The organism is Micromonospora sp. CNZ296, from assembly GCF_007827635.1.
The window spans coordinates 99,297-120,092 of sequence record NZ_VISW01000008.1; the positions used below are offsets into that span (position 1 = coordinate 99,297).

Annotated in this window: 21 protein-coding genes; 13 read left to right on the forward strand and 8 right to left on the reverse strand. The window is 72.1% G+C overall.

Annotated features, from left to right (window positions below; translation table 11 throughout):
- Positions 1–191: 191 nt before the first annotated feature.
- From FB455_RS15385 to manD, 5 genes are all read left to right on the forward strand, one after another.
- The gene (locus FB455_RS15385; protein WP_230650160.1) at positions 192–1,232 is read left to right on the forward strand and encodes an ABC transporter permease; all 1,041 of its coding nucleotides are present in this window, start codon (positions 192–194) and stop codon (positions 1,230–1,232) included.
- The gene (locus tag FB455_RS15390; RefSeq protein WP_013287073.1) at positions 1,229–1,912 is read left to right on the forward strand and encodes an ABC transporter ATP-binding protein; all 684 of its coding nucleotides are present in this window, start codon (positions 1,229–1,231) and stop codon (positions 1,910–1,912) included. Before FB455_RS15385 ends, FB455_RS15390 begins: the two co-directional genes overlap by 4 nt.
- Positions 1,913–1,985: 73 nt before the next feature.
- Positions 1,986–2,207: a hypothetical protein gene (locus tag FB455_RS15395; RefSeq protein ID WP_225319635.1), complete on the forward strand. Its 222-nt coding sequence runs from the start codon at positions 1,986–1,988 to the stop codon at positions 2,205–2,207.
- A 131-nt stretch (positions 2,208–2,338) separates the two neighbouring features.
- Complete coding sequence (locus tag FB455_RS34285; RefSeq protein WP_013287071.1) at positions 2,339–2,509, forward strand: hypothetical protein; 171 nt, start codon at positions 2,339–2,341, stop codon at positions 2,507–2,509.
- A gap of 83 nt (positions 2,510–2,592) precedes the next feature.
- Positions 2,593–3,801, forward strand: coding sequence for a D-mannonate dehydratase ManD (manD, locus tag FB455_RS15400; protein WP_030268196.1), 1,209 nt, complete (start codon positions 2,593–2,595; stop codon positions 3,799–3,801).
- A 10-nt stretch (positions 3,802–3,811) separates the two neighbouring features.
- Here the strand turns inward: manD and FB455_RS15405 are convergent, their stop codons facing one another.
- Genes FB455_RS15405 through FB455_RS15430 form a run of 6 tightly spaced genes read right to left on the reverse strand, consistent with a single transcriptional unit; the run spans position 3,812 to position 11,674 of the window.
- Positions 3,812–5,923 carry an alpha-glucuronidase gene (locus FB455_RS15405; protein ID WP_030268198.1) on the reverse strand — a complete coding sequence of 704 codons (2,112 nt, stop codon included), beginning with the start codon at positions 5,921–5,923 and terminating at the stop codon, positions 3,812–3,814.
- Positions 5,920–6,609: a YesL family protein gene (locus FB455_RS15410; protein ID WP_030268200.1), complete on the reverse strand. Its 690-nt coding sequence runs from the start codon at positions 6,607–6,609 to the stop codon at positions 5,920–5,922. Before FB455_RS15410 ends, FB455_RS15405 begins: the two co-directional genes overlap by 4 nt.
- Positions 6,606–8,129 carry a GH39 family glycosyl hydrolase gene (locus tag FB455_RS15415; protein ID WP_030268202.1) on the reverse strand — a complete coding sequence of 508 codons (1,524 nt, stop codon included), beginning with the start codon at positions 8,127–8,129 and terminating at the stop codon, positions 6,606–6,608. Before FB455_RS15415 ends, FB455_RS15410 begins: the two co-directional genes overlap by 4 nt.
- A 6-nt stretch (positions 8,130–8,135) precedes the next feature.
- On the reverse strand, positions 8,136–9,779 hold the full coding sequence (locus FB455_RS15420) for an ABC transporter substrate-binding protein (protein WP_030268204.1): 1,644 nt from the start codon (positions 9,777–9,779) through the stop codon (positions 8,136–8,138).
- Positions 9,780–9,821: 42 nt separating this feature from the next.
- Positions 9,822–10,748, reverse strand: a complete 927-nt coding sequence (locus FB455_RS15425; protein WP_356997182.1) for a carbohydrate ABC transporter permease — start codon at positions 10,746–10,748, stop codon at positions 9,822–9,824.
- Positions 10,745–11,674: an ABC transporter permease gene (locus FB455_RS15430; RefSeq protein WP_013287064.1), complete on the reverse strand. Its 930-nt coding sequence runs from the start codon at positions 11,672–11,674 to the stop codon at positions 10,745–10,747. Before FB455_RS15430 ends, FB455_RS15425 begins: the two co-directional genes overlap by 4 nt.
- 67 nt (positions 11,675–11,741) lie before the next feature.
- Here FB455_RS15430 and FB455_RS15435 point away from each other — a divergent pair, with 67 nt between their 5' ends.
- From FB455_RS15435 to FB455_RS15445, 3 genes are all read left to right on the forward strand, one after another.
- A complete protein-coding gene (locus FB455_RS15435; RefSeq protein WP_145753800.1) occupies positions 11,742–12,767 on the forward strand; it encodes an acetylxylan esterase in 1,026 nt (341 codons plus the stop codon).
- Positions 12,768–12,809: 42 nt separating this feature from the next.
- Entirely contained in the window at positions 12,810–13,850 is a 1,041-nt protein-coding gene (locus FB455_RS15440; RefSeq protein ID WP_145753802.1) for a DUF4034 domain-containing protein, read from the forward strand.
- Positions 13,851–13,997: 147 nt separating this feature from the next.
- Positions 13,998–15,134, forward strand: a complete 1,137-nt coding sequence (locus FB455_RS15445) for a hypothetical protein (RefSeq protein ID WP_145753804.1) — start codon at positions 13,998–14,000, stop codon at positions 15,132–15,134.
- Positions 15,135–15,195: 61 nt separating this feature from the next.
- On the opposite strand, the gene FB455_RS15450 is transcribed toward FB455_RS15445, so the two are convergent.
- A complete protein-coding gene (locus FB455_RS15450) occupies positions 15,196–15,744 on the reverse strand; it encodes a TetR/AcrR family transcriptional regulator (protein ID WP_013476286.1) in 549 nt (182 codons plus the stop codon).
- Between the two features lie 107 nt (positions 15,745–15,851).
- On the opposite strand from FB455_RS15450, the gene FB455_RS15455 reads away from it, so the two are divergent.
- On the forward strand, positions 15,852–16,265 hold the full coding sequence (locus tag FB455_RS15455) for a nuclear transport factor 2 family protein (protein WP_030268214.1): 414 nt from the start codon (positions 15,852–15,854) through the stop codon (positions 16,263–16,265).
- Entirely contained in the window at positions 16,262–17,110 is an 849-nt protein-coding gene (locus FB455_RS15460) for a Rossmann-fold NAD(P)-binding domain-containing protein (protein ID WP_013287058.1), read from the forward strand. The genes FB455_RS15455 and FB455_RS15460 overlap by 4 nt, the downstream gene beginning before the upstream one ends.
- A 19-nt stretch (positions 17,111–17,129) precedes the next feature.
- On the opposite strand, the gene FB455_RS15465 is transcribed toward FB455_RS15460, so the two are convergent.
- Positions 17,130–18,035, reverse strand: coding sequence for a helix-turn-helix transcriptional regulator (locus FB455_RS15465; protein WP_013287057.1), 906 nt, complete (start codon positions 18,033–18,035; stop codon positions 17,130–17,132).
- A gap of 166 nt (positions 18,036–18,201) precedes the next feature.
- Here FB455_RS15465 and FB455_RS15470 point away from each other — a divergent pair, with 166 nt between their 5' ends.
- The 3 genes from FB455_RS15470 to FB455_RS15480 all read left to right on the forward strand — a co-directional run bounded on the left by FB455_RS15470 (position 18,202) and on the right by FB455_RS15480 (position 20,788).
- Complete coding sequence (locus FB455_RS15470) at positions 18,202–19,059, forward strand: SDR family NAD(P)-dependent oxidoreductase (protein ID WP_013287056.1); 858 nt, start codon at positions 18,202–18,204, stop codon at positions 19,057–19,059.
- Between the two features lie 132 nt (positions 19,060–19,191).
- Complete coding sequence (locus FB455_RS15475) at positions 19,192–20,139, forward strand: hypothetical protein (protein ID WP_013287055.1); 948 nt, start codon at positions 19,192–19,194, stop codon at positions 20,137–20,139.
- A gap of 7 nt (positions 20,140–20,146) precedes the next feature.
- Positions 20,147–20,788: a M23 family metallopeptidase gene (locus tag FB455_RS15480; RefSeq protein WP_030268217.1), complete on the forward strand. Its 642-nt coding sequence runs from the start codon at positions 20,147–20,149 to the stop codon at positions 20,786–20,788.
- The last annotated feature ends 8 nt before the right edge of the window (positions 20,789–20,796 follow it).

A 20,796-nucleotide genomic window follows, 5' to 3' on the forward strand; every position in this document is an offset into this window, starting at 1 on the left:
CGGGGGCCTCTATCGAAAGTTAGAACCCGTGCGCCGTCCTTCGGCCCGCGAAGTGCCCGCCTACGCCAGACGCGGACACGGGCGCCGGCCGCGATGGTGGAGTCGTACCGCTTCCACCGCCGAAAGGACAGGCCACTGCCGTGTTTGTCGCCTGGAGAGATCTGAAGTTCGCCAAGGGACGCTTCGCCCTGATGGGGACCGTCATCGTGCTGATCACCCTGCTGGTCGGGCTGCTGTCCGGGTTGACGGCCGGACTGGGCCGGCAGAACGTCTCCGCCATCACCGGCCTGCCCGCCGACAGGATCGCCTTCCAGGCCCCCGGCGAGGGCCAGGGCGTGTCGTACTCCAACTCCACAGTCACCGAGAAGCAGTGGCAGCAGTGGGCCGAGGCGCCCGGAGTGACAGGCGCCGAACCGCTGGGCATCGCCACGACGAGGGCCACCGCCGGAAACAGGAGCGCCGGGGTCTCCGCCTTCGGCGTCCGGCCCGGCTCCCACCTGGCCCCCGGCAGCGGCCGGATCGACGGCCGCTCGGCAGTGCTGTCCACCAGGGCCGCCGACGACCTCGGTGTGAAGGCCGGTGACTCCGTCACCCTCGCCGGGCAGCGACTGACAGTGGCGGCCGTACGCGGCGACGCCTCCTTCAGTCACACCCCTGTGGTGTGGATCAGCTTGGACGTGTGGCAGAAGATCGCGCCTCCCACCGGCACCGGCGGCGGCAGCCCGGCGGCCACCGTCGTCGCCCTGACCACCACCTCGGGGGCCGATCTGGTGGCCACCGACCGGCAGGCGGGCACCAAGACGGTCTCCGTCGACGACTCGCTGTCCGCGATCGGCTCCTACACCTCCGAGAACGGCTCCCTCCAGCTGATGCGCGGCTTCCTGTTCGCCATCTCCGCCCTCGTCATCGGAGCGTTCTTCACCGTCTGGACGATCCAGCGCAGCGGCGACGTCGCAGTGCTCAAGGCACTCGGCGCCTCGACCGCCACCCTTCTCAAGGACGCCATCGGGCAGGCCGTCGTCCTGCTCGCCGGCGGCACCCTGCTCGGCACCGGCATCGCCGCCGCGCTCGGCGCCCTCGTCGCCGGGTCAGCTGTGCCGTTCGTCCTCACCCCGGTGACCGTCCTCCTTCCCGCGGCCGTGATAGTCGTCCTCGGCGCCCTCGGAGCCGCCCTGGCCATCCGCCGCATCACCTCCGTCGACCCGCTGACCGCCCTGGGGAGCGCCCGATGAGCCTGAACCTGACCGACATCACCCTCACCTACCCCGACGGCGAGGGCCGCCTGACCGCCCTCGACCGCGTCACCCTGGACGTGCCCAAGGGGAGCCTCACCGCCGTGATCGGCCCCTCCGGCTCCGGCAAGTCCAGCCTCCTCGCGGTCGCCGCGACCCTCATCACCCCCGACACCGGCACCGTCACCGTCGACGGCACCCCGACTACCGGTCTCATTCGGGCCGAACTCGCCGACCTGCGCCGCCGCAAGATCGGCATCGTCTTCCAGCAGCCCAACCTGCTGCCCTCCCTCACCGCCGCCGAGCAGCTCCAGGTCATGGCCCAGATCGACGGCCGCCCACCGGCCGATGCCCGTACCCGCGCCGTGGAACTGCTCGACGCGGTCGGCCTCGCCGGTCAGGCCGACCGCCGGCCGCACCAGCTCTCCGGCGGCCAGCGCCAACGCGTCAACATCGCCCGCGCCCTGATGAACAACCCCACGGTCCTGCTCGTCGACGAACCCACCAGCGCCCTCGACCACGAACGCGGCGCCGCCGTCATCGACCTGATCACCCGCCTCACCCACCAGCAGGCCACCGCCACCGTCCTGGTCACCCACGACCGCACCCACCTCACCGCCGTCGACCAGATCGCCGAGGTCCACGACGGCCGCCTCCACGTTCCGGCACCAGCCCGCTGAAGCGGGTGTTCCGGGGGGCGGGTCGGCGCAGCGGCCTGCGGGCTGCTGTCGACGTCGTGATCCAATGAAGCGCATGGTTGTCCAGCGGATCACCGCCGGCCTGCTGTTGCTGATCGGGTTTCTGGCGATGGCGGCCTCCCACACCTTCCCGTTCCTCGACGATCTCTCCGAACCGGCAGAGTCGGCGGTCGCGATCGGGGGCGCGGCGTGCCTGCTGGCGGGGGTGTGGCTGTGGTTGCGCAAGCCGGCGGACCGGTCGTCCGCGCCCTCGGCCGGTGACGGTGAGAGCCCGTGACGGCGCGCGGATCGAGGCCGGGAGAGGGCCGGCGCTCGCGGTGACACGTCCGCCCGCCGCTCACTCCGGCGGGCGCCGCCCGTCGTCGTGCTCGACGGGCGGTCCCGGCTGAGGCGTCGGATACTGAGCCGATGACCAACCCCGACCTCGATCCCGAGGTGTACCCGCCGATCGACCCGCGTGAGGACGTGCCGGACGACCCCGGCGAACTCCTCCCGGACACGCCCGGCGAACTGCCCGAGGCGCCGGTCGAGCCGATGCCCGACGACGGGGAGCCCGGGGGCGTACCCGAACCGGCCTGACCGGCCGGCACCGGGGCACCCGACAGATCGACGATGATGGATAATCTTGTGGTGACCGGCGCGCCGACCGCAGGGGAGACCGGATGAGGATCGTCGACGCCCGGGTGATCGTGACCTGCCCCGGCCGGAACTTCGTGACCCTGAAGGTCGTCACCGACGCCGGCGTCACCGGCGTCGGTGACGCCACCCTCAACGGCCGGGAACTGGCAGTCGCGTCCTACCTGCGTGACCACGTCGTGCCGCTGCTGATCGGGCGCGACCCGGCCCGGATCGAGGACACCTGGCAGTACCTCTACCAGGGGTCGTACTGGCGGCGCGGGCCGGTCACGATGAGCGCCGTCGCCGCTGTGGACACCGCGCTGTGGGACATCAAGGGCAAGGTCGCCGGGCTGCCGGTCTACCAGTTGCTCGGCGGCCGGTCCCGCGAGGGCGTGACCGTGTACGGGCACGCCAACGGCGAGACCGTCGACGAGGTGCTGACCGAGGTCGCCCGCTTCGTCGACCTCGGCTACCGCGCGGTCCGGGTGCAGTGCGGCGTGCCCGGCCTGCCCCGGACGTACGGCGTCAGCGCCGACAAGATGTTCTACGAGCCCGCCGACGCCGCGCTGCCGACCGAGGCGACCTGGTCGACCGAGGCCTACCTGGCCCACGTGCCGGGCGTGTTCGCCCGGGTCCGCAAGGAGTTCGGGCCCACCCTCCGGCTGCTGCACGACGTGCACCACCGGCTCACCCCGATCGAGGCGGCGCGGCTCGGCAGGAGCCTGGAGCCGTACGCGCTGACCTGGATGGAGGATCCCGTACCGGCGGACCTGCAGGAGGGTTTCCGGCTCATCCGGCAGCACACCACCACGCCGATCGCGGTCGGCGAGGTCTTCAGCAGCATCTGGGACGCCGCCCAGCTCATCCGGGAACAGCTCATCGACTACGTCCGCACCACAGTGGTCCACGCCGGCGGGATCACCCACCTGCGACGCATCTTCGACCTCGCCGCGCTGCACCACGTCCGCAGCGGCTCGCACGGAGCCACCGACCTGTCCCCGGTCTGCATGGCCGCCGCGCTGCACCTGGACCTCGCCATCCCCAACTTCGGCCTGCAGGAGTACATGCGGCACACCGAGGCGACCGACGAGGTGTTCCCGCACGGCTACCACTACGAGGGCGGCTACCTACATCCGGCCGAGACTCCGGGGCTCGGTGTGGACATCGACGAGCAGGCCGCGGCCCGCTACCCGTACGCGCCGGCCTACCTGCCGGTGAACCGGCTGACGGACGGCACCGTGCACCCGTGGTGAGCGCGCCGGTTCAGTGGATGCGGCGACCGTGCGCGTCCGGCACCCCGGACTTGCGGAAGAAGTAGGTGTTGATCTGGTCCCGCCACTCGACGGCGCTGCGGAACTGTTCGTCGAGGCGCTCGGCCACCCGGTCGTGGACGGCCGGGTCGACCGCCCCGGCGACGAGCCGCCACCGCTCCCGCATCGCCGTGACCTCCTCGACCCCGGCGAAGTGCGTGTCGTAGATGTGCTGGATCACGGTACGGCCGCTGTGCAGCACGTGCCGGTACGGGACGTGATGGAAGAACAGCAGCAGTTCGTCGGGGCAGCGCTCGCGTGACTCGTACACCTCCGACCACGGCGGCGGGTACTGGCCGGTGAACCCGGTCCCGGTCGCCCGGGTCCGGTCCACCCCGACGCCGTCGCGGTCGGCGAAGTGGTACGTGCCCCACGGGGTGTACTCGTAGCCGTCCACGTCCGGGCCGTAGTGGTGGCCGGGCCGCACCATGAAACCGACGCCGAGCGGGGCGGTGTAGCGCTCGTAGGTGCGCCAGGAATCGTCCATGACCGCGTGCATCGTCCGCCGCAGCGCTTCCGGATCGCCGGTGGTGACCGGCAGCCAGGTCAGGTCGATCCACTCGTCGAGGATCGCGGCAGGATCCAGCAGCGGATCCCAGGCGAGCCGGCCGAAGGCGTACAGGTTCGCCTGCGCCAGCGGGTGCCCGGTCCAGAACGGGTCGTCGCCCACGTTGGCCACTGCCACCAGACCGCCGCCGGTGCCCGCCCGCCCGGCCGCCACGTCGGCGATCGTGCCGCCGGCCGCGCCCCGGGGCCGGAACCGCAGCACCTCACTCCACCAGGGCGCGAGGTAGCAGACGTGCCGCTGCTGGCCGGTGTACTCCTGCGTCGCCTGCACCTCCACCGCCAGCCGGGTGGCCGGCATCGCGGCGAGCACCGGGGACACCGGTTCGCGTGTCTGGAAGTCGATCGGGCCGAACTTCACCTGGAGGATCACGTTGTCGGCGAATCGTCCGTCCAGCGGCGCGAAGTGGTCGTGCGCGGCCCGGGCCCGGTCGGTCGACCGGTCCCGCCAGTCCTGGTGGTGGTCGTAGACGAACGCCCGCCAGCGCACCACGCCTCCGTACGGGGCGAGCGCGTCGGCGAGCAGGTTCGCGCCGTCGGCGTGGTCGCGCCCGTACGCGAACGGGCCGGGCCGGCCCTCGGAGTCGGCCTTCACCAGATAGCCGCCGAAGTCGGGGATCCGCCGGTACACCCGCCGGGTGGCGGCGGCCCACCAGGCCCGTACCCGCTCGTCCAGCGGATCGGCCGTGGGCAGGCCGCCGAGGACCACCGGGGCGGCGAAGGTCACCGACAGATGCACCCGGATGCCGTACGGGCGGAGCACCTCGGCGATCTCCGCGACGTCGCCGAGCCGGTCGGTCAGCAGCCGCGCCTCGGTGTCGTGCACGTTGACGTTGTTCACCGTGACGGCGTTGACGCCGCAGGAGGCGAGCAGGCGTGCGTAGTCGCGGAGCCGGGCGGTCTCGTGCCGGGCGGCGCCGTCGCGCCAGAACAGGGAGCCGCCGGCGTAGCCCCGCTCGACCTGGCCCGACACCGGGTGTACGGCCACGTTGTCCCAGTGGTCGAGCGTCCGCCGGTCCAGTGCCGGTCGGTGCCGCCGCGCCGGGAGGTCGTCGTCGAAGGCCGCCGCGCCGAGCCGGACCACGTGGAACATCCCGTACAGCAGGCCGGCCGGCGCGTCGGCCAGGACCACTGTCACGCCGTCCACCCGCGCCAGCAGGTACCCCTCGTCGCCGAGGGAGCCGTCACCGGTGCCGTTCACCGTCGGTGTCGCGCCGAGCCGGGCCGTCTCGGCTGCCGCGTTCGGCACCGGGCCGGCCCCGCGCAGGGCCAGCACCAGGTCGGCGTCGACCTGCCACGGTGGACCGTGCCAGAGCCGTCCGCCGTACCGGCCGCAGGCCCGGCTCACCTCGTCGAGGACCGTGTCGACCAGGGGCCCGTCGCCGTGCACCAGCACCCCGCGGGAGCCGAGTTCGCGGAACGCCGCGGGCGGGAGCCAGGCGGCGTGCCAGGCCGACTCGCCGGCGTCCGCAGACGCCCGGCCGGTGACCGGGACGCTCATGCGGTGAACTCCGCCCGGATCTCGTCGATCATCGGGTCGCCGATCCGCAGCAGTGCCAGCACCAGGAGCGCGGCGAGCAGGGCGAGTACCGCCTCGGAGAACACCGCTGTGACGCCGGCGACGGCGGCCAGCAGGGCGACGTTGCCGACTGTGACGCCGGGCTTGCGCGCCACGTAGTAGACGGCGAGCCGGAGCACGTCGCGGGTGCGGAAGGTGAACAGGGAGACGATCACCAGCGCGTTGACCCCGACCAGGATCACCCCCGCCCCGACCGCGACGAGCGGCACTGCCCACCAGCCGGGGACGGCGGCGGCGGGCAGGTTCGCCAGGTTGACAGCGATGACTGCGAGCCACAGCAGCGTCGGCGCCCAGACGCGCAGCACGCCCGCCAGGTTGGCCCGGTAGGCCCGGAGGAACGTGGCGGCGGGACGGAGATCGGTCAGGTCGGGGCGTTGGTGCCGCAGCGTGTGCAGCGCGGCCGAGACGGCCGGACCGAGCGGCAGCGCGGCGGCGGCGACCAGCGGGAGGTTGCTGCTGTCGCGGTCGAGCAGCACGAGCACGGCCAGGCCGGGCAGCGTGCTCACCAGGAGCAGCAGTTCCACCACGAGCAGGATGTGGACCCTCGCGGCGGCCCGCGACAACGGCCCGTCGCCGAACTCCCGCAGCCCGCCGGTCGCGCCGGTCACTGCCGGTCCCCGGGCGGGTCGAGCAACCTGTCGTCCCACCACGGCGGGGTCTCGTCCACCACCGGCGTCAGTTCGGCGAGGGTCACCTCGTGCCGGGTGAGGACGAGGTCGAGGTCGGCCCGCCCGGCCGCGACCGGCACTGCGCGATGGGTACGGGCCGGCTCGGCGGCTTCCCGCAACGCGTCGAGCTGCCGGGGCCGGGGCGAGTGCGGGCTGCCCATCTCCCGCCAGGCCGCCCAGGCGTTGCCGGCGTCCTCGCTCACCGACGAGCGGAGCAGGAATGCCGACACGGTGCCCGGCGGGCCGATCGGGACCGACAGCGACAGGGTGTGCCGCTCGGGTGCCGGTTCCCGGCCGGTGACGTCGACCGGGGCCCAGGCCAGCACCGCGACCCGGCCGTCGGGGTGCCGGGTGACGAGGTGGTCCGGTCCGCGTGCGAGCACCTCGTCGCCGAGCCGGGCCATGAACGCGTACAGGTGGTAGGTGGGTTTCTTGATCTGCCGGTGGGTGAGCAGGCCGAAGCCGCCGTGCAGCGGCGCGGTCGGCACCCCTTCCTCCTCGAACACGTCGCTGAAGGTCCAGTAGGAGAAGGAGTCGACCAGGTCCCCGCCGCCGGCCAGCACCGGGGCGAGGTAGGCGGCGTGGAAGGCCGTGTCGTGGATCGGGTTGTCCGGCCGGTAGGAGGAGTTGAACTCGGTGATGTGCACCGGGAGGTCGGCCAGCGCGGTGCCGGCCAGGTGCCGGCGGGGCGCGGCGAACTGTTCCAGCAGGTCCGCGGCCGGGGCCAGCGTCTGCCGGGTGCCGAACGGCAGGTGCCGGGCCGGGCCGGAGGTGTAGGCGTGCCGGCTGACGAAGTCGACAGGCACGTCGCGGCCGGTGACGAACTCGGCGAACGGCTTGAGCCACTCGTCGGCGCCGGGGGAGAGGGCCGGGCCGCCGACCTGGAGCGACGCGTCGACGTCCTTGACGGCGTGCGCCGACACCTCGTACAGGCGGTGGTAGGCGTCCTGGTCGGCACCCTGCCAGAACGCCGTCAGGTTGGGCTCGTTCCACACCTCGACGGGCCAGCCGCGCACCTCGTCGAGGCCGTACCTGTCGACCAGGTGGGCCACCGTGGCGCGGACCAGGTCACCCCATTCGGTGTACGACCGGGGCGGCGTCACGTTGCCCCGCCACCAGAACACCGTCTGGTCGCCGGAGGCGAGCGCCGAGGGCATGAACCCCAGCTCCACGAAGGGCCGGACGCCCATCGCGAGGTAGGCGTCGACGACCTGGTCGACGTAGGTGAAGGCGTGCCGCACCCGGCGCTCGCCCTGGTACGAGTAGGGGCGGTGCACGCCGGCGCCGTCGCTGAGCAGCCCGTGCCCGCGGATGTGCCGGAAGCCGATGTCCCGCTGCACCAGCGCCAGCGAGTCCTGATAGTCGCGTCGCAGAGCCAGGTCGAACCTGCCGGTGCCCACGCAGGTACGCCAGGCGTCGGTCAGCCGGCCGACGGGCCGCTCGGGAACGGTGCCGCGCATCGCCGGTCAGCCGTGGCTCTTGCGGTACCGCTCGTACGCCTTGTTGACCAGGTCGGTGTAGGCCTGCGCGTTCTTGCCCTTCAGCTCCGAGACGTAGGCGTCCCACTCGCTCAGCGGCCGCTGGCCGAGGGCGAACTTCAGCGTGTTCTGGGTGACGTGGTCCTTCAGCGCGGTCGCCCACAGCGTCGTCTGCTCCCGCTCCTCATCACTGAGCGGCGCGGGCGGCGGAGTCACCCAGGGCGCGGGCTTGCGGGCGTTCATCTCCTTCTGGAACTCCAGTTCCTCGGGCGAGAAGAACGACTGCACCAGGTCGAGCTTGCCGCCGTAGGCGAAGACGCCGTTGTAGAAGCCGAAGTCCTTCTGCAGGTGCTTGCTGCCCTTGGGGTTGAGCCCGATGACGTTGACGTCCGGGGCGAGGGCGCGCTTGCCCGAGGCGTCCTTGGTGTACGTGGTTCCCTCGACGCCCCACTTGGCGAACTCCTGGCCGGCGTCGGAGTACCAGAGCCAGTCGACGAACTGCATCATGGCCACGAAGTTCTTGCCCTCCCGGGCCTTGCTGGAGATCATCACGCCGTTCTCCAGCCGGCTCGCCGCGTTGACCGGGCCGGCCGGCCCGACCGGGAAGAGGATCTTGCCGAGCCGGGCGTTCGGGTTGATCTTCGCGATGTCCGGGCGGTAGTCGTTCACCAGGGTCTGCGCGTTCGTGCTGATCACGAACGACTTGCCGCTGGCGAGCTTCTGCCGGGCCTGGTCGTCGGTCTGGGTGAACGTCTCCGGGTCGAGCAACCCCTCGGCGACCAGCTTGTGGAGGTACTCCACCACCTGCCGGTAGCCGTCCGAGGCGCCGGTGAAGACGTACTTCCCGGCACCGGCGTCCCAGCTCGTCGGCTGGTAGTTCCAGCCGGCGCCGGGCAGGCCGTGTGCCAGGGCGAGCATGTTCAGCAGGTTGCCGGCCGGGTTGGGCTTGCCGAACCGGTCGGAGAACGGGATGACGTCCGGGTGGGCCGCCTTCATCGCCTTGAGCATGGCGTACACCTCGTCCCAGGTGGTGGGGGACGGGATCTTCAACTGCTCCAGCACGTCGGTGCGGACCGCGAGCGTGTAGTCCTGCCAGGGCTTCTCGTGCAGGCCGGGCAGCAGGTAGAACTTCCCGTCCTCCTGCCGCAGCGTGTCCATCTCCGGCTGGAGTCCCCACCGCTCGATCTTGTCCTTGAAGTGCGGCATCAGGTCGAGGTAGTCGCTGACCGGCAGGATGGCGCCGGACGAGACGTACGAGCTCTCCTGCGGGTGGTAGGTCTTCGGGATGATCAGCGGGGCGTCGCCGGAGCCGACCAGCACGCTGCGCTTCTGCTCGTAGTCGCTCAGCGGCACGGCGACCGGGTCCAGCTTGACGTTCGTCCGCCGGGCCAGCTCGGCCCAGAACAGCCACTCGGGCTTGAGCGGGTAGTTCGGGTGGTTGTTGTAGAGGATCGAGAACGTGACCGGCTCGGTGGCCTTGAACTGGTCACCGATGCCGTACTTCTCCATCGCGCCCGTACGGTTGCGGTCGAGGTCCTTCTTGTCCGGGGTGTCGTCGCCGCAACCCGCCAGGGCGGCGACGGCGGCCGCGCCGCTGGCGAGCAGCACCTGGCGCCGGGACAGCTTGGCCATGGATTCTTCCTTCCGGTGGTGGGGTGGTGGTGCGGGGGGCGGCTATCCCTTCACGGCGCCGAGCATGATCCCGGAGACGAAATAGCGCTGGATGAAGGGATAGACCGCGAGGATCGGCAGGATCGTCAGCACGATGGTCACGGACTGGATGGTGGCGGCGGACTGGACGACGTCGCCGGCGCTGCCGAGGCCGCCGCCGGTCTGCGTGGCGTCGGTCGCGCCCGCGATGAGGTTGCGCAGATAGACGGTCACCGGGAGCAGGTCCTGGCGGTCCATGTAGAGGAACGCGGCGAACCAGGAGTTCCAGAACGAGACGGCGTAGAACAGCACCATCGTGGCGACCATCGCCTTCGACAGCGGCAGGACGATCCGCAGCAGCGTGCCGTACGTGTTCAGCCCGTCGACGGCGGCGGCCTCCTCCAGCTCGACCGGCAGGCTCTCGAAGAACGCCTTCATCACCAGCAGGTTGAACACGTTTATGGCGTTGGGCAGGGCGATCGCCCACACGGTGTTCTTCAGTCCCAGGCTGGCGACCAGGACGTAGTTGGGGATCAGGCCGCCGGTGAAGAACATGGTGAACACGGCGATCCCGACCAGCGCGGTCCGGCCCCGCAGGTGCCGCTTCGACAGCACGTACGCGTAGCAGGTGGTCAGCACGACGGAGATGAGCGTGGCGACCACCGTGTAGAAGACGGTGTTGCGGTAGCTGATCCAGAACGTCGGGTCCGACGTCACCACGCGGTACGCGGTGAGGTTGAACCCGCGCGGCACCAGGTTCACCTCACCCGCGACGATGTACGCGTTGTCGCTGAGCGAGCGGGCCACGATGGTGAGGAACGGATACAGGGTCACCACCACGACGCCGGTCAGCACGACGGCGTTGACGACCTGGAAGACCCGGTAGCCCGCTGTCGGCCGGGGGCCACGCGGGCGGACCGCCGGTGCCCGCGTGCGGGCGCGCGTGCTCACCACAGGCTCGTCCCCACCGTGCGGCGGGAGATCGCGTTCGCCGACAGCACCAGCGTCAGCCCGATCACGGACTCGAACAGGCCGATCGCGGCGGCGTAGCTGAGGTTCCCGGAGACGATGCCCACCCGGTACAGGTAGGTCGAGATCACGTCCGCCGTCGGGTAGGTGAGCGGGTTGTACAGCAGCAGGATCTTCTCGAAGCCGACGGCCATGAAGGTGCCGATGTTGAGGATCAGCAGGGTGACCATCGTCGGCCGGATCCCCGGCAGCGTGACGTGCCAGGTCTGCCGCCACCGGTTGGCGCCGTCGATGCGGGCCGCCTCGTACAGGTCGCCGTCGACGGTGGTGAGCGCGGCGAGGTAGAGGATGGTGCCCCACCCGACGGTCTGCCAGACCTCGGAGGAGACGTAGATCGTCCGGAACCATCCGGCCTGCTGCATGAACGGGACCGGCTCACCGCCCACGGCACGCACCATCTGGTTCACAGTGCCGTCCACCGACAGCAACTGGAGGACCATGGCGGCCACGATCACGATCGACAGGAAGTGCGGCAGGTAGGACACCGACTGGACGAACCGCTTGAGGGCACGGTTGCGCACCTCGTTGAGCAGCAGCGCGAGCACGATCGGCAGCGGGAAGCAGAACAGCAGGGTCAGCGCGCCCAGCACGAGCGTGTTGGTGAACACGCTCCAGAAGGTCGGGTCGGTGAAGAACAGCCGGAAGTACCGCAGCCCGGTCCAGTACTCGCCGAAGATGCTGCCGCCCGGCTGGAAGCGCCGGAACGCGATCACGTTGCCGAGCATCGGCAGGTAGCGGAACGTCAGGAAGAACAGCAGCGGCAGGACGGCGAGCGAGTAGAGCTGCCAGTCCCGGCGCAGGGCACGCCGCCAGGGCGTACGGCGACTGCGCGGGGTCGGGGCTGCCAAACTCGTCCTCCCGCCTGACCGTCGGCCGGAACTTTCCGGTAATACGTCGTAAGCCTTTCGGAAATTTATGGGTATCGTTATCAGCGTGTCAAGAGCGTCGATTGATATCTCCCTCGACCGGCTCCGCCGCTACACACCGGCCGTTGTCGAGCCCGCCGACTTCGACCGGTTCTGGCGCGCCACCCTCACCGCCGCCGCGGCCACCCCGGTGCTCGTCGACGTCCGTCCCGAACCCACCGACCTGCGGCTGGTCGACGTGTGGGACGTGACGTTCGCCGGGTACGCCGGCGAACCGGTCCGGGCCTGGTACACCCGACCCGCGGGCGTACCGGCGCCGCTGCCGGCAGTGGTGGAGTACCCCGGCTACGGACGCGGCCGGGGCCTGCCGGGCGAGCGGCTCACCTGGCCGGTGGCCGGTTACGCCCACCTGCTGGTGGACAACCGGGGACAGGCCGGCCTGTTCAGCCGCGGCGACACCCCGGACCCGCACGACGCGCCCGGCGGGCCCAGCCCCGCCACGCGGGGGATCCTGTCCCCGGACGACTACCACTACCGCCGCCTCATCACCGACGCCGTCCGCGCGATCGACGCCGTCCGCGTCCTGCCCGGGGTGGATCCGGCCCGCGTCGCCGCGGTGGGCAACAGCCAGGGCGGTGGACTCGCGCTCGCGGCGGCGGGCCTCGTCGACGGCCTCGCCGCGCTCCTGGTCACCGCCCCGTTCCTGTGCGACATCCAGCGCGCCATCGAACTGACCGAGGCCTCCCCGTACGGCGAGATCGCCCGCTACCTGGCGGTGCACCGCGAGGCGGAGGAGCCGGTCCGGCGCACGCTGTCCTACGTCGACGGCGTGACCTTCGCCCGGCGGGCCACCGCCCCGGCGCACTTCGGGATCGGTCTGCGGGACGAGGTCTGCCCGCCGAGCACCGGGTTCGCCGCCTACAACCAGTACGCCGCCGGTGGATCGGCAGCGCCGCTACGGGAGATCCACACGTACCCGTTCAACGGCCACGAGGGCGGGGAGGCCGTCCACGTCCGGCGGCAGCTGCGCTGGCTCGACGCGGTGCTCCGTCCCGCCGGGGCGGCCGCCGGCTGACGGGCTCACCGGCGGGGCCCGCGACATCTACCATCCCTGATCATGATCTCGACCGTGTGGCGGGTACTCACCCGCCAGATCGACCCCAACCCGGCGCAGGACGACGCCGTGCTGCGCGAGGCGTGTACGCAGGCGCGGTACGGCTCCGACATCGGGCCGGCCCGGACGGCGCTGGTCGCCACCCGGAACGACTACGACCGCCGGGCCCGGTACGTCCGTGTGCTCGCCGAATCGACAGCTCGCGGGCTGGGATCGCGGATCGACCGTACGACCGGCCGGGTCGACACCACGGACGCCTGGACCGATCGCTGGGCGTCGCGCGCGCCCGCGGACCCGGATGCCCAGCTCGTCCGTGCCCGTTCCCTGATGGCACGGGCGTGGGAGGTGCGCGGCGGTGACTGGGCCGCCGGCGTACGCCGGGAGCAGTGGGTCGAGTTCAGCCGCCTGCTGGACCTGGCCCGGCAGGTGAACGATGTCGCGATGCGGCTCGCGCCGGACGACCCCACGCCGTGGGCGCACCGCCTGGACCTCATGATCGACACGAGTGCGCCACTGGAGGACGTCGAGGAGGCGTGGCGTGAGCTGACCAAGCGGGATCCCGGGCACCATCTGGGCCACGTGCTCCGGCTGACCTACCACTGCCGGAAGTGGAGCGGCTCGCACGAGGCGATGTTCGGCTTCGCCCGCTCGGTCGCCGCCACGGCTCCTACCGGCTCACCACTGCTCGTGCTGCCGGTTCGGGCCGCCGCGGAGTGGGCGCTGTGGGAGCAGGATCGCGAACCTCACGGCGGTACCCCCGACGAGATCGGCGAGCGGTGGCGACAGGATCCGGTCATGCAGGCGGATCTCGACAACGCCCTGTCCCGGTGGTTCCACCAGCCGGCGACCCGGCACGCCGCCTGGCTCGACGACGCGAACTTCCTGGCGTACGGGCTGGTGCGCACCGGCCGCGCCGCCGAGGCCGCGCCGGTGTTCGCGTCGATCGGCCGGTACATGACCGGCGTTCCGTGGGGCTGGTGGGGCGACGAGCGGGGCGACGCCGTCTTCCTCCGAGCCCGTCGCCGCGCCCGCCGCGCTGCCTGACGGCGGGCGGCACCGTTCCGGCCACAGTCGATGCCCCCTCGGAGGGACCGTTCTTACCACTCCCTTACGGGACAGCAGCCGGGCACGCGCGCAGCTTCGCGGAACGCGATGCTGAGGTCCGACCACCGATCGGGGAAGAGGGCCACCATGGGATCACTGGCACGGTACGGGCTGTCGGTAGCGACGGTCTCCACTCTGACGGCGGGTGTACTGCTCCCGCCCGTCACGCCGGTCGCAGCCGCGGCCCCTTCGACATGGACGGCGACGGTCCCCGCGCTGATCCACGAGAGCCGGCTGACCGACGTGGCCGCCACCGGCCCGAACAACGCCTGGTCCGTCGGCTACCAGGCGTCGACCTACACGGGGTACTCGATCGACCAGCCGTACGCGCTGCTGCGGTGGAACGGGCGGACGTGGACGGAACGGCGGCTGCCGCACCAGGCGTATCTGCTGTACAAGGTGGACGCGGCGAGCGCCCGGGACGTCTGGACGGTGGGCTCCCGGCGCCTCGGCGAGTCGTACGCCGGGCACTTCGACGGCACGACCTGGACGGCGCACGCGCCGTGGCCCGCCCCGGCCGGGACCGCGGAGCTGCTGGACGTGGCCGCCACCGGCGGCGGGCGGGCCGTGTTCGTCGGCCACGACGGTGGCCGGCCGCTGGTCGTCGAGGGTGACACCGGTCAGTTTGGCCGGGTCGCGGTGCCGGGAACCGATGGACTCAACGGCGTCCTGCGGGCGGTCTCGCGTACCCCGGACGGCGGCGTGTTCGCCGCCGGGGAACGGTACGTCGCCGACGCGCCCTACCCGGAGCCGATGATCGCGCAGCGCGTCGGCGGGTCGTGGCGGGTGGCGCCGCTGCCGTCGATCCCGAGCGCCCGGCTCACCGGCGTGTGGGCCCGCTCGTCGACCGACGCCTGGGCGGTCGGCACCCAGGACTACGACTCCGCCCCCAAGCCGGTCATCCTGCACTGGGACGGCCGGACGTGGCAGCGGGTGGCCGGACCGGCGTCGGCCGGCTGGGTGTACGCGGTCGCGGGCGACGCGAACGGCAACGTCTGGATCAGCGGCACGAACCCGATCCCGCCGTACGTCGAGTACCCGGGCACGCTGCTGCTGCGCTACACCGGCGGGCGATGGAGCGTCGCGTACGGGCCGAAGGTCGAGGGTAACGATCCGAGCCTGGACGCCCTGGCCAACATCCCGGGGACCGCGTCCTTCTGGGGGAGTGGCACGGTGTCGACAGCCGGGCTCCGCCTCACCGCCGTGATCGAGCGGACCAGGTGAGGGCAGGGGCGTGAGCGCGGCACGGCTCACGCCCCACCACCCTGGCACCCGTCGGGAGGAACTACCGCCCGGAGGTCAGCACCGAACGGGTCAGTGCGGTGAGCCCGGCATCCCAGCGCTCGTCGGGCCAGTCGCGAAGATGCTCGACGAGATCGCTGCGCACCGCGGCCAGCAGGGCGTGGGCGAGGAACTCCGCCGACTCGGGGCCCCGGGCCTCGGACACGATGGCGGTCAGCGTCGCGTGCCACTCCTCGTACGACTCGTTGCGATAGGGGCTTCCGCTTCCCGCGTTCTCCAGGGCCAGTGTGAGGACCCGGTTGGCCCGCTTGAACCGGACCAGTTCCCGCAGCAGGTGCAGGGCGCGGTCCGCCGGCGAGTCGCCGGGCGGGCTCGCCGCGAGTGACGCCTGAAGCTGTTCGCCGCGCGTGCCGTAGAGGGCGCGGACGAGGCCCAGCCGGTCGCCGAAGTGGCGGAACAGCGTGCCCTTGCCCACGCCGGCGGCAGCGGCGACGTCGTCCATGGAGATCCGGTCGGGGTCGTTCGCCGCCTCGAACAGCCGATCGGCCGCGGCGAGCACCGCCTCCCGATTCCGCGCCGCGTCAGCCCGCACTTCTGCCCCCTCTCGCAAACGGACCGCCAGTCCGCTATGGTGAAGCGGACCGGCCGTCCGCTTATCGTAGATCACCGCGGGCGGCCCGCCGACAGGAAGGAACAGCAGTGCCGAGTACCGCCACCGATGTGTTCCACCAGGCCCTGGACCGTCTGCTCGCCAAGGACATGCCGGGCTTCATCGCCCTGTTCGCCGACGACGCCGTCATGGAGTTCCCGTTCGCGCCGGCCGGGCGGCCCAGCCGGGTGGCCGACCGCGCCGAGCTGCACAACTACCTCATCGACTACCCGCGGACCCTGGACATCCGCGAGATCGCCGACGTCACTGTCCACCAGACCGCCGACCGGGAGGTGATCGTCGCCGAGTTCACCGCCACCGGCGTCGTCGTCGCCACGGGCGAGCCGTACCGGCTGCGCTACATCGCCGTCCTCACCATCAGGGCCGGGCGGATCCTGCGCTATCGCGACTACTGGAACCCGCTGGCCGTGCGGGAACTGTTCGGCGAGGGGGTGCGGGCATGATCCTCGTCGTCGGAGGCACGGGAACGACGGGCCGGCTCGTCGCCGCGAGACTCGCCGCCGCCGGCCGCCGGGCCCGCGTCGCCAGCCGCCGGGCGTCCGCCGAGGGCGTCCGCTTCGATTGGTACGACCGCAGCACGCACGACACGGCGCTGGACGGTGTGACAGCGCTCTACCTGATCGCGCCCCTCGGCGACGCCGACCCGGCGCCGACCATGCTGCCGTTCCTGGACCTGGCCCGGCGTGCCCGGGTACGGCGGGCCGTCCTGCTCAGCTCGTCGGCGATCGAGGCCGGCACGCCGGGACTGGGCGAGGTGCAGGCCCAGCTCGGCGAGATGATCCCCGAGTGGGCGGTGCTGCGACCGTCCTGGTTCATGGAGAACTTCGTCGGCGACCATCCGCACGCCGCGAGCGCCCGGGAGCGTGGCGAGATCGTCAGCGCCACCGGCGACGCCCGCGTGGGCTTCGTGGATCCGGCCGACATCGCCGAGGTGGCGGTGCGTGCCCTCACGGATCCCGCGCCCCACGACACCGAGCACGTCATCACCGGTCCCGAGCGGCTGAGCTACGCCGACGTCGCCGCCACGCTCACCGACTTCCTCGGCCGCCCGGTCCGGCACCGTGCGGTCGACGAGGACGCGCTCACCGCGTACCACGAGGCTCACGGCCTCGCGCCCGACTACGCCCGCTTCCTCGCGGGCCTGGACACGGCCGTCGCCGCGGGCTCGGAGGACCGGGTCACGACGACCGTCGCGGACGTGACCGGCCGGCCACCCCGGACGTTCCGGGACTTCTGCCGCGACCGGCTGGCCGGAGTCCCTCGGACCGCGGACGCCTCGCGGGCCTGAGATCGACGCGCGGCCGGCGTCAGGACGGGTTCGGTTCGGTCCTGCTCGCGTCGGGCAGCGGCGTGGACGAGGCTCTGCCGGGGGCCGGCGCGGTCCGGGCGGCCAGCGATCCCAGCAGGCGCAGGTTGTCGTACGACGGGCTGCCGGGATCGGTGGTGTAGAGGAACAGCGTCTGGTCCGGGTCGCCGGGCAGGACGAGGGCCTCGTAGCGGAGGGTGATCGGCCCGACCGCGGGGTGGTGCATCCGCTTGGTGCCGTGCGTGCGTTCGTGCACGTGGCGGCCGTTCCACCAGGCCCGGAACTCCGGGCTCTTGATGCTCAGCTCGCCGACGAGCTCGCTGAGCTGCGGATCGTCGGGATTGCGTCCGGCGTAGAGGCGCAGGGTGCCGACCACGTCGGCGGCCACCGCCGGCCAGTCCAGGAAGGCGTCGCGGGCGCCCGGGTCGAGGAAGACCCACCGGATGTAGTTGCGGTGCCGCGGCGGGAGCAGTGTCCAGTCGGTGAGGAGGGCACGGCCCAGGGCGTTCGAGGCGAGCACGTCCGTGCGCCGTCCGAGGATGAGCGCGGGGTGTTCGGTCATCGAGGCGAGCAGCTGGTGCATCGCCGGGCGTACCCGTTGGGCGGGCATCTGCCGGCTGCTGCGCCTCGCCGGCCGCGCGAGGTCGGCGAGGTGGGCGCGGGCGGCGGCGTCGAGCCGGAAGACCCGGGCCAAGGCGTCGACGACAGCGGCCGAAGGGCTGGTGTGCCGGCCCTGTTCGAGCCGGGTGTAGTAGTCGACGCTCACGCCGGCGAGCAGGGCCACCTCCTCGCGGCGCAGTCCGCGGACGCGGCGTCCCTGCGCCACGGCGGCGATGCCGACCGCTTCCGGAGTCAGGTCGGCCCGGCACTGACGAAGGAATCGGCCGAGGTCGGAGTGTCCTGCCATGACCCGATGATCCGCCGCGAACGTCGTCCGCGACACCGCCTGGGTGGGTACGCCGTTCCCAGGCAGCGCTGGGCTCGTCCGGCTGTGTTCTCGGCCCACCCTCGTACCCACGATGGAGTGGCGTCCCCGGCCGGGGACACGACGACACCGAGATCCGGGAGTTCCCATGCCCTACCCCACCGCAGGTCCGGCCACGTGGTTCGTCACCGGCACGTCCCGCGGCATCGGCCTCGAACTGGTCAAGCAGTTGCTGGAGCGGGGTGACGACGTCGCGGCGACGACCCGGTCGGCCGAGCGGCTCGTCGCGGCCCTCGGGCCGGTCGACAGTGAGCGACTGCTTCCCCTCGAACTCGACCTGACCGACGAGGCCGCGGTGACGGCGGCCGTCCGGGCCACCACCGACCGTTTCGGCGGGATCGACGTCGTGGTCAACAACGCGGGGTACGGCTTCCTCGGTGCGGTCGAGGAGGCAGGCGACGCCGAGGTCCGGACGATGTTCGAGGTGCAGGTCTTCGGCGTCTGGAACGTGCTCCGCGCGGCCCTGCCCGGCATGCGCGCCGCCGGCAGCGGCCACATCGTCAACGTGTCCTCGATCCTGGGGCTGACCGCGTTCCCCGGCTGGGGCCTCTACTGCTCCGCGAAGTACGCCCTGGAGGGTCTGTCGGACTCGCTCGCGGCCGAGGTCGCACACCTCGGCATCAAGGTCACCGTCGTGGAACCCGGGTACACGCGTACCGACTTCCTTCGGACGTCCTCCCTCGGCCTGCCGGCGCGCACCACCGACGGCTACGAGGCGATCCGCGAGATGACCGAGGCGCACCTGGCCATGCCCGGCACCCAGCTCGGCGACCCGGTCAAGGCCGCGGCCGCCATCGTCGAGGTGGCCGTCGGCGGCAGAGCGCCGCTGCACCAGGTGCTCGGCTCCGACTCATACGGCCTGGCCAAGGCCCGCGTGGCGACGCTGCTCGCCGACATCGAGGCCGGCCGCGAACTCGCGCTCAGCACGGACGCCGACGAAGCCTGACCGCTTCGTCGACGGGTCGCGGCGTGCCGTCGCGCACCCGGACAGCTCGCGTCGGCCCGCCTCCGGAGGCGGGCCGACCGGTCGCACCGGCGTCGATCCGGCTCTGTCGGAGCCCGTGGCTATCCTTTCGCCGTGTCGTACGCCGATCTCAGTCATGCCCAGTGGAACGATCTCTCCGACGGCGCTGCCGGCCGGCTCGCCCAGGACGTCGCCGCGCGGCACGAGCTGACAGTGACCGGCCTGGGCGACACGGCGTACGCGGGGCGGTCGCACCGGACTGCGCTGTTCGACCGGGGCGGGATGCGGTTCGCTCTCGTACCCGGCGGCCGGCCGACGCTCGGCTACGACGCGGCCCGCTTCCGGCCCGCTGCGCACCAGGCCGCCGACTACGCCGACAGCGCCGCCGAGTTCGGCCTTCCGTCGCTGACCGAGTACGTCGACGCGATGACGTCGCCCGTACGCGACGTCGACATGCCGGCGATGCTGGTCGCGGTGGACGCGTTCGACCCGTGCGAGGTGCCGCTGGCGCCGGACGACCCTCGGGTGCGGGAGCTGGTCGCGTCGGTCGGGAACCGGTTCGGCGGGGTGCGCACCTTCCGGTCGGGTGACGGGCTGACTGTGGAGTTCGACCGGACGACCGGGCAGGTGGTGCGCGCCCGGGCGATCCGCGAGGTCTCGTACGACGAGGCGATGGCCGGGCTCGGGAGCCTCGGCGTGCGGACGACCACTCCGGACGAGTGGGAGTGGGCGTGCGGCGCCGGTGCGACGACCCTGTTCCGCTGGGGCGACGACTGCCCCGGAGACGGCTATCCGTACGACCACAGGACCGGCCCGCACCGGCAGGAGAACCTCTGGGGTCTGGCGATCGGGCAGGACCCCTACCGGCACGAGGCGACGACCGAGCGCACCGTCGTCTGCGGTGGCGACGGCGGCGGTGCCACCTGTGGCGGGAGCGGCTTCTTCCTGGGCTGGCTCACCCTCGCGACCGCGTACCGCGACGAGGATTTCGGCCGGTGGGTCGCCTCCGACGACGGATACGCCGACGAGATCCTGACCCGGCCCGTCATCGAGCTGGGCTGAGGCCCGGATGACCACCGAGCGTCCCCACGGTTCCCGCCGCCCGCGCCGCCGCGCCCCGCGCGTCCTGCTGATCGTCGGCGTCCTCGCGGCGCTCGCCGCCGGTGCGGCGGTCGTGGTGCCGCTGGTACGGCCACCAGGCCCGCGACCGGACTTCCAGCTCCCGGTGGCCTGCGGCGAGACGTGGCGGCTGTCCACCTATCCGGGGCACGACGACTACGACGTCGACTTCTTCCCGACTTCCGGGGACGCGTGGGGACGGCCGGTGCTCGCCTCCGCCGACGGCACCGTCACGGTGGCGGGGATCAACGGCTCGCTGGGCGGACGTACCCCGCAGGATCCGGACGGGCCGCGGGGGCGCGGCGGCGGCTACTGGGTCAAGATCGACCACGGTGGCAAATGGGAGACGCAGTACCTGCACCTGCTCGAACCGCCGTCGGTGCAGGCCGGTCAGCGGGTGGCCCGGGGCGACCAGCTCGGACGGGTCGGCAGCACCGGGAACTCCGGCGCCCCGCACCTGCACTACGAGCAGCGCCGGGGCTGGGAGAAGGTGGAGGCATACTTCGACGGCGTGCCGTCCGGGATCACGTCCGACGACCGCGAGTACTCGGTGCGGCTGACGAGCGCGAACTGCCGGCCGACGCGCCCGTGACCGGAACC